The following is an 8363-nucleotide window of genomic DNA, read 5'->3' as shown; positions in this document are numbered from 1 at the left end:
TCTTCAAAGGCTACCGTCCACAGTTCTACTTCCGTACAACTGACGTGACCGGTACTATCGAACTGCCAGAAGGCGTTGAGATGGTAATGCCTGGTGACAACGTGAACATGGTTGTTACGCTGATCCATCCAATCGCGATGGATGACGGTCTGCGTTTCGCAATCCGTGAAGGCGGCCGTACTGTAGGTGCTGGTGTTGTTGCTAAAGTTATCGCTTAATCGCTGATAGTTTTTTGTCACTATTCGTTGACGCAATACACACTAAAAGGGCATCATTCGATGCCCTTTTTTCTACGCTGTGGCGCTAGAACCTATCTCATCAGCGATTTATACGTCATAATCACTGGTGAGATAGGCTCTGAGATATAGCGTAAAACACCGAATTGCGCTCAAGTAGAGCATCGATCGGTTTGGTTTGCCTCGCAATGCGAGGCAAAGTTGTTTGTTCTGAATCATTGTGACGGGTTGGTTTATGAGTGCGAATACCGAGGCTCAAGGGAGCGGGCGCGGCCTGGAAGCGGTAAAGTGGCTGGTTGTTGCCGTTTTGTTGGTTGTAGCTATTGTCGGTAACTATTATTACCGTGCATACAGCCTGCCGTTACGCGCGTTAGCCGTAGTTGTTATTATCGCAATTGCAGGCGCAGTGGCTTTACTGACCACTAAAGGCAAGGCAACAGTTGCGTTTGCTCGTGAAGCGCGAACTGAAGTACGTAAAGTCATTTGGCCAACGCGCCAGGAAACATTGCATACCACACTGATCGTTGCGGCGGTAACTGCCGTTATGTCTCTGATTCTGTGGGGGCTGGATGGTATTTTAGTCCGCCTGGTATCTTTCATTACTGGCTTGAGGTTCTAAATGTCTGAAGCACCTAAAAAACGTTGGTACGTCGTTCAGGCGTTTTCTGGCTTTGAAGGCCGCGTAGCGCAATCGCTGCGTGAGCACATCAAATTACATGACATGGAAGAACTGTTTGGTGAAGTCATGGTTCCAACCGAAGAAGTGGTTGAAATTCGTGGTGGCCAGCGCCGTAAAAGTGAACGTAAATTCTTCCCGGGTTATGTGCTGGTACAGATGGTAATGAATGACGCCAGCTGGCACTTAGTTCGCAGCGTTCCTCGTGTTATGGGCTTCATTGGCGGAACGTCAGATCGTCCTGCACCAATCAGCGATAAAGAAGTTGATGCGATCATGAATCGCCTGCAACAAGTGGGGGATAAACCACGCCCTAAAACATTGTTCGAACCAGGTGAACTGGTACGTGTTAATGACGGGCCGTTTGCAGACTTCAATGGTGTGGTCGAAGAAGTTGATTACGAGAAAAGCCGCCTGAAAGTGTCTGTTTCCATCTTTGGCCGTGCAACACCGGTTGAACTGGACTTCGGTCAGGTTGAAAAGGGCTAATACAACGTTCTAAATATTCGTTAGAACAGTTGTTGTACAAGGCGCGAAATTAAACTATAATTTCGCGCCTTTTGTTTTTATGTGCAGTCTTCTTGGCACATAAATGATAAAGAACAAAGTACTGTAAATAACGGGGAGCCTCTTCAAACAGGCGATATTACCCAAACGAGGATATTTACCATGGCCAAGAAAGTACAAGCCTACGTTAAGCTGCAAGTTTCAGCTGGTATGGCAAACCCAAGTCCGCCAGTTGGTCCAGCTCTGGGTCAGCAAGGCGTGAACATCATGGAATTCTGTAAGGCGTTCAATGCTAAGACTGATAGCATGGAAAAAGGCCTGCCAATTCCTGTTGTTATTACTGTTTATTCTGACCGTTCTTTCACCTTCGTTACCAAAACCCCTCCTGCAGCAGTATTGCTGAAGAAAGCGGCTGGTATCAAGTCTGGTTCCGGCAAGCCGAACAAAGACAAAGTAGGTAAAGTAACGAGTGCTCAGGTTCGTGAAATCGCAGAAACCAAAGCTGCGGACATGACTGGTTCTGACGTTGAAGCGATGATTCGCTCCATCGAAGGTACTGCTCGTTCCATGGGCCTGGTAGTGGAGGATTAATAAATGGCTAAGCTGACCAAGCGCATGCGCGTGATCCGTGACAAAGTTGATGCTACTAAACAGTATGACATCACCGAAGCCGTTGCTCTGCTCAAAGAGCTGGCCACTGCTAAATTCGTAGAAAGCGTTGACGTTGCTGTTAACCTCGGCATCGACGCTCGTAAATCAGATCAAAACGTTCGCGGCGCAACCGTACTGCCACACGGCACCGGTCGTTCTGTTCGCGTTGCCGTCTTCACTCAAGGTGCAAACGCTGAAGCTGCTAAAGCTGCAGGCGCTGAACTGGTTGGTATGGAAGATCTGGCTGACCTGATCAAGAAAGGCGAAATGAACTTCGACGTTGTTATCGCATCTCCAGATGCAATGCGCGTTGTTGGCCAATTAGGTCAGGTCTTGGGCCCACGCGGTCTGATGCCTAACCCGAAAGTCGGTACTGTAACCCCTAACGTTGCTGAAGCGGTTAAGAACGCTAAAGCAGGTCAGGTTCGTTACCGTAACGACAAAAACGGCATCATCCATACCACTATCGGTAAGGTTGATTTCGAATCCGACAAGCTGAAAGAAAACCTGGAAGCTCTGTTGGTCGCTCTGAAAAAAGCGAAGCCTTCTCAGGCTAAAGGCGTTTTCATCAAGAAAGTAAGCCTGTCCACTACCATGGGCGCGGGTCTTGCTGTTGATCAAAGCGGCCTGAGCGCAACAGTTAACTAATTAACTGCTGACGTTTATCGCTTTACGCGGGCGATAGATTTGTCTAGAATCTATGGCCCGTTGTTTCGTTAATGCGAAACCAAGATTTTTCGGTTGGAGCCTGGCCTATCCAGGCCTCCGTCCAAGACCGCAGGTGCCCCGAAAAGGGCTTAATCCTTCCTGCGTAGACGGTGACAGAGCCTGAAGAAAATATTTCTTTGTCTTTTTTATAAAGAATTAAGATTTGTCTTTGCTGGATTCTCTGCTCACCGTGTTTGAACGCTTGATATCGATTCTCGATAACAAGTGATGTGAGTTCCGGGGATTTTCCCCGGCTAAATCCAGGAGCAAAAAGCTAATGGCATTAAATCTTCAAGACAAACAAGCGATTGTTGCTGAAGTCATCGAAGTAGCCAAAGGCGCGCTGTCTGCGGTTGTTGCGGATTCCCGTGGCGTAACTGTAGATAAAATGACTGAACTGCGTAAAGCAGGTCGTGAAGCTGGCGTTTACATGCGTGTTGTTCGCAACACCTTGATGCGTCGCGTCGTAGAAGGTACTCAGTTTGAGTGCCTGAAAGACACGTTTGTCGGTCCAACCTTGATTGCATTCTCTACTGAACACCCAGGCGCTGCTGCCCGTCTGTTCAAAGATTTCGCTAAAGCGAATGCAAAATTTGAGGTTAAAGCTGCGGCCTTTGAAGGTGAGTTTATCTCTGCGGCTCAAATTGACCGCTTGGCAACTCTGCCTACTTACGAAGAAGCAATCGCACGCCTGATGGCAACCATGAAAGAAGCCTCTGCAGGCAAATTGGTTCGCACTCTGGCTGCTGTACGCGATCAGAAAGAAGCTGCTTAATCAGCCTTTTTTATCTCGTTCATTTGCTTACGTATAAACTATTTCTGAATTCTAGGAACACTTGAAATGTCAATCACTAAAGAACAAATCATTGAAGGCGTTGCAGCTCTGTCTGTAATGGAAATCGTTGAACTGATCTCCGCTATGGAAGAAAAATTCGGCGTTTCTGCTGCTGCTGCTGTTGCAGGTCCTGCTGCTGCTGCTGAAGCTGTTGAAGAAAAAACTGAGTTCGACGTTGTTCTGGCCGCTGTTGGCGCGAACAAAGTTGCAGTTATCAAAGCTGTTCGCACCGCGACTGGCCTGGGTCTGAAAGAAGCTAAAGACCTGGTTGAGTCTGCTCCAGCAGCTCTGAAAGAAGGCATCAGCAAAGATGACGCTGAAGCTCTGAAAAAATCTCTGGAAGAAGCTGGTGCTTCTGTTGAAGTTAAGTAAGTTTAACTTCCCGGAGTGCAGTCTGTCCTAACAGGCTGATGGCTGGTGACTTTTTAGTCACCAGCCTTTTTGCGCTATAGAGTGTCAGTGATGTTTCACACTGTTTGAGCACTGAACTACTCTAATATCTCTTTCTATAGACGCCTTAATATATTGTTGCCTCTTGCTGTAGCTCATCTACAGATAACGCACAACGAAATGATTTAAGAGTGGTAGAAAACAGATATTGCGGAAAGCGTTTCTGCTTTCCGGTCGACATAAACGGTGTTGCATGAACTGTCCTTCTCAGGGCAGACAAGATTGGGTCACTGATCAGCGAGCTGAGGAACCCTATGGTTTACTCCTATACCGAGAAAAAACGCATTCGTAAGGATTTTGGTAAACGTCCACAAGTTCTGGACATTCCATATCTCCTTTCTATCCAGCTTGACTCGTTCCAGAAGTTTATCGAGCAAGACCCGGAAGGCCAGTACGGTCTGGAAGCTGCATTCCGTTCTGTATTCCCTATCAAGAGCTACAGCGGTAACTCTGAGCTGCAATACGTTAGCTACCGTCTTGGTGAGCCAGTATTTGACGTTAAAGAATGCCAGATCCGTGGTGTGACGTTCTCCGCGCCACTGCGTGTGAAACTGCGTCTGGTGATCTACGAACGCGAAGCACCAGAAGGTACGGTCAAAGACATCAAGGAACAAGAAGTCTATATGGGCGAAATTCCGCTCATGACCGAAAATGGTACCTTTGTGATTAACGGTACTGAGAGGGTTATCGTATCTCAGCTGCACCGTAGTCCGGGCGTATTCTTCGACAGCGACAAGGGTAAGACCCACTCATCGGGTAAAGTGCTTTATAACGCACGTATCATCCCTTACCGCGGTTCATGGTTAGATTTCGAGTTTGACCCGAAAGATAACCTCTTTGTGCGTATTGACCGTCGCCGTAAATTGCCTGCGACTATCATTCTGCGTGCATTAAATTACACGACTGAACAGATCCTTGACCTGTTCTTTGACAAGGTGACTTACCAGATCCGCGACAACAAGTTGCAGATGGAACTGGTACCTGAACGCCTGCGTGGTGAAACAGCTTCCTTTGATATCGAAGCTGACGGCAAAGTCTATGTAGAAAAAGGCCGCCGTATCACTGCCCGTCATATTCGTCAGCTTGAAAAAGACGAAATTCAGCGCATCGAAGTTCCTGTTGAGTACATCGCAGGGAAAGTGGTCTCTAAAGACTACATCGACACCAATACCGGTGAGCTGATCGTCCCGGCTAACATGGAATTGTCTCTGGATCTGCTGGCTAAGCTCAGCCAGTCCGGCCACAAAACCATTGAAACGCTGTTCACCAACGACCTCGATCATGGCGCTTACATGTCCGAGACTATTCGCGTCGACCCAACCAGCGATCGCCTGAGCGCACTGGTTGAGATCTACCGAATGATGCGTCCTGGTGAGCCACCAACGCGTGAAGCGGCTGAAAGCCTGTTCGAGAACCTGTTCTTCTCTGAAGATCGTTACGACCTGTCTGCAGTGGGTCGTATGAAGTTCAACCGTTCTCTGCTGCGTGATGAAATCGAAGGTTCAGGTATCCTGAGCAAAGACGACATCATTCAGGTTATGAAAAAGCTGATCGGTATTCGTAACGGCCAGGGCGAAGTGGACGATATCGACCACTTGGGCAACCGTCGTATTCGTTCCGTCGGCGAAATGGCTGAAAACCAATTCCGTGTAGGTTTGGTTCGTGTTGAGCGTGCGGTTAAAGAGCGTCTGTCTCTGGGCGACCTCGACACGCTGATGCCTCAGGATATGATCAACGCTAAGCCAATTTCGGCTGCGGTGAAAGAATTCTTCGGCTCAAGCCAGCTGTCACAATTTATGGACCAGAACAACCCGTTGTCTGAGATCACGCATAAGCGTCGTATCTCTGCATTGGGTCCGGGCGGTTTGACCCGTGAACGTGCTGGCTTTGAAGTTCGAGACGTACACCCGACTCACTACGGTCGCGTATGTCCAATCGAAACGCCAGAAGGTCCAAACATCGGTCTGATCAACTCCTTGTCTGTTTATGCACAGACCAATGAGTACGGTTTCCTGGAAACCCCTTACCGTCGCGTACGTGATGGTCTGGTGACTGATGAAATCAACTATCTGTCTGCTATTGAAGAAGGCAACTTCGTTATCGCTCAGGCGAACTCCAACCTGGACGAAGAAGGGCGCTTCATTGAAGACCTGGTCACTTGTCGTAGCAAAGGCGAATCCAGCCTGTTTAGCCGCGATCAGGTTGACTACATGGACGTTTCCACCCAACAGGTTGTCTCCGTTGGTGCTTCACTGATTCCATTCCTGGAACACGATGACGCCAACCGTGCATTGATGGGTGCGAACATGCAACGTCAGGCCGTTCCGACTCTGCGCGCTGATAAGCCGTTGGTGGGTACTGGTATGGAACGTGCTGTAGCGGTTGACTCCGGTGTTACTGCCGTAGCTAAACGTGGCGGTATTGTTCAGTACGTGGATGCATCCCGTATCGTTATTCGTGTTAACGAAGAAGAGATGTACCCGGGCGAAGCAGGTATCGACATTTATAACCTGACCAAATACACCCGTTCTAACCAGAACACCTGCATCAACCAGATGCCGTGTGTGAATCTGGGCGAGCCAATCGAGCGCGGCGACGTGCTGGCAGATGGTCCGTCAACAGATCTGGGCGAACTGGCTCTGGGTCAGAACATGCGTGTCGCGTTCATGCCTTGGAACGGTTACAACTTCGAAGACTCCATCTTGGTCTCCGAACGTGTTGTGCAGGAAGACCGATTCACGACCATCCATATCCAGGAACTGGCCTGTGTGTCCCGTGACACCAAGTTAGGGCCTGAAGAGATCACCGCTGACATCCCTAACGTGGGTGAAGCTGCGCTCTCCAAACTGGATGAATCCGGTATCGTTTATATCGGTGCTGAAGTGACCGGTGGTGACATTCTGGTGGGTAAGGTTACGCCTAAAGGTGAAACCCAACTGACGCCGGAAGAGAAACTGCTGCGTGCGATCTTCGGTGAGAAAGCGTCTGATGTTAAAGACTCTTCTCTGCGTGTACCAAACGGCGTTTCCGGTACGGTTATCGACGTGCAAGTCTTCACCCGCGATGGCGTGGAAAAAGACAAACGTGCGTTGGAAATCGAAGAGATGCAGCTGAAGCAGGCTAAGAAAGACCTGACTGAAGAATTGCAGATCCTGGAAGCCGGTCTGTTTGCACGTATCCAGTCTGCGCTGGTTGCTGGCGGTGTTGAAGCTGACAAGCTGGGCAAATTGCCTCGCGACCGTTGGTTAGAACTGTCACTGACTGACGAAGACAAACAGAACCAACTGGAACAGCTTGCTGAACAGTACGACGAACTGAAATCCGAGTTTGAGAAAAAACTCGAAGCTAAGCGTCGTAAAATCACTCAGGGCGATGATCTGGCACCAGGCGTGCTGAAAATCGTTAAAGTGTATTTGGCCGTTAAACGTCAAATCCAGCCTGGTGACAAGATGGCCGGCCGCCACGGTAACAAAGGTGTTATCTCTAAGATCAACCCGATCGAAGATATGCCTTACGATGAAAACGGGACTCCGGTTGATATCGTACTGAACCCGCTGGGCGTTCCATCACGTATGAACATTGGTCAGATTTTGGAAACCCACCTGGGTATGGCCGCGAAAGGTATTGGTGAAAAAATCAATGCCATGCTGAAGAAACAAGAAGAAGTTTCTAAGCTGCGCGAGTTCATCCAGCGTGCCTACGATCTGGGCGACGATGTACGTCAGAAAGTGGATCTGAACACCTTCACCGATGATGAAGTATTGCGTCTGGCTGAGAACCTGAAAAAAGGTATGCCAATCGCAACACCAGTCTTCGACGGTGCGAAAGAGACAGAGATCAAGCAACTGCTTGAAATGGGCGGAATCCCAACCTCTGGTCAGATCACACTGTTTGACGGCCGTACCGGCGAGCAATTCGAGCGTCAGGTTACCGTCGGCTATATGTACATGCTGAAACTGAACCACCTTGTTGACGATAAGATGCACGCGCGTTCTACCGGTTCTTACAGCCTTGTTACTCAGCAACCGCTGGGTGGTAAAGCTCAGTTCGGTGGTCAGCGCTTCGGTGAGATGGAAGTGTGGGCACTGGAAGCATACGGTGCCGCTTATACCCTGCAGGAAATGCTGACTGTTAAGTCCGATGACGTGAACGGCCGTACTAAGATGTATAAAAACATCGTAGATGGCGATCATCGTATGGAACCAGGCATGCCGGAATCCTTCAACGTACTGTTGAAAGAAATCCGTTCTCTGGGTATCAACATCGAGCTGGAAGACGAGTAAGTACTCGAATTCGCACT

At 49.0% G+C, this 8363-nt stretch carries 7 protein-coding genes and 1 pseudogene; all 8 read left to right on the top strand.

Going from position 1 to position 8363, the window contains the following annotated elements; genetic code table 11:
* Positions 1–218: pseudogene (gene tuf / locus ETV65_RS24615) on the top strand (elongation factor Tu); the annotation flags it as partial.
* Between the two features lie 253 nt (positions 219–471).
* Positions 472–855 (top strand): preprotein translocase subunit SecE, encoded by a 384-nt coding sequence (secE, locus tag ETV65_RS24610; RefSeq protein ID WP_034794996.1) that lies wholly within the window; start codon positions 472–474, stop codon positions 853–855.
* Positions 856–1401, top strand: a complete 546-nt coding sequence (gene nusG / locus ETV65_RS24605) for a transcription termination/antitermination protein NusG (protein WP_009639145.1) — start codon at positions 856–858, stop codon at positions 1399–1401. It begins immediately after the preceding gene.
* A gap of 180 nt (positions 1402–1581) precedes the next feature.
* The gene (gene rplK, locus ETV65_RS24600) at positions 1582–2010 is read left to right on the top strand and encodes a 50S ribosomal protein L11 (protein WP_129955677.1); all 429 of its coding nucleotides are present in this window, start codon (positions 1582–1584) and stop codon (positions 2008–2010) included.
* 3 nt (positions 2011–2013) lie between these two features.
* On the top strand, positions 2014–2718 hold the full coding sequence (gene rplA, locus ETV65_RS24595; protein WP_120164019.1) for a 50S ribosomal protein L1: 705 nt from the start codon (positions 2014–2016) through the stop codon (positions 2716–2718).
* 337 nt (positions 2719–3055) lie between these two features.
* Positions 3056–3553 (top strand): 50S ribosomal protein L10, encoded by a 498-nt coding sequence (rplJ, locus tag ETV65_RS24590; RefSeq protein ID WP_013577411.1) that lies wholly within the window; start codon positions 3056–3058, stop codon positions 3551–3553.
* A 66-nt stretch (positions 3554–3619) separates the two neighbouring features.
* Entirely contained in the window at positions 3620–3985 is a 366-nt protein-coding gene (gene rplL, locus ETV65_RS24585; RefSeq protein ID WP_013577410.1) for a 50S ribosomal protein L7/L12, read from the top strand.
* Positions 3986–4317: 332 nt separating this feature from the next.
* Complete coding sequence (rpoB, locus tag ETV65_RS24580; RefSeq protein WP_015699039.1) at positions 4318–8346, top strand: DNA-directed RNA polymerase subunit beta; 4029 nt, start codon at positions 4318–4320, stop codon at positions 8344–8346.
* The last annotated feature ends 17 nt before the right edge of the window (positions 8347–8363 follow it).

It is taken from the genome of Rahnella sp. RFA10(1/100) (assembly GCF_004195115.1).
Taxonomy (GTDB): domain Bacteria; phylum Pseudomonadota; class Gammaproteobacteria; order Enterobacterales; family Enterobacteriaceae; genus Rahnella; species Rahnella perminowiae.
This window is presented reverse-complemented; position numbering and strand designations above follow the sequence as displayed.

Bases quoted from the DNA above. Each gene is read 5' to 3' on its own strand.
- secE (WP_034794996.1), top strand. From the start codon at position 472: ATGAGTGCGAATACCGAGGCTCAAGGGAGCGGGCGCGGCCTGGAAGCG.
- nusG (WP_009639145.1), top strand. From the start codon at position 856: ATGTCTGAAGCACCTAAAAAACGTTGGTACGTCGTTCAGGCGTTTTCT.
- rplK (WP_129955677.1), top strand. From the start codon at position 1,582: ATGGCCAAGAAAGTACAAGCCTACGTTAAGCTGCAAGTTTCAGCTGGT.
- rplA (WP_120164019.1), top strand. From the start codon at position 2,014: ATGGCTAAGCTGACCAAGCGCATGCGCGTGATCCGTGACAAAGTTGAT.
- rplJ (WP_013577411.1), top strand. From the start codon at position 3,056: ATGGCATTAAATCTTCAAGACAAACAAGCGATTGTTGCTGAAGTCATC.
- rplL (WP_013577410.1), top strand. From the start codon at position 3,620: ATGTCAATCACTAAAGAACAAATCATTGAAGGCGTTGCAGCTCTGTCT.
- rpoB (WP_015699039.1), top strand. From the start codon at position 4,318: ATGGTTTACTCCTATACCGAGAAAAAACGCATTCGTAAGGATTTTGGT.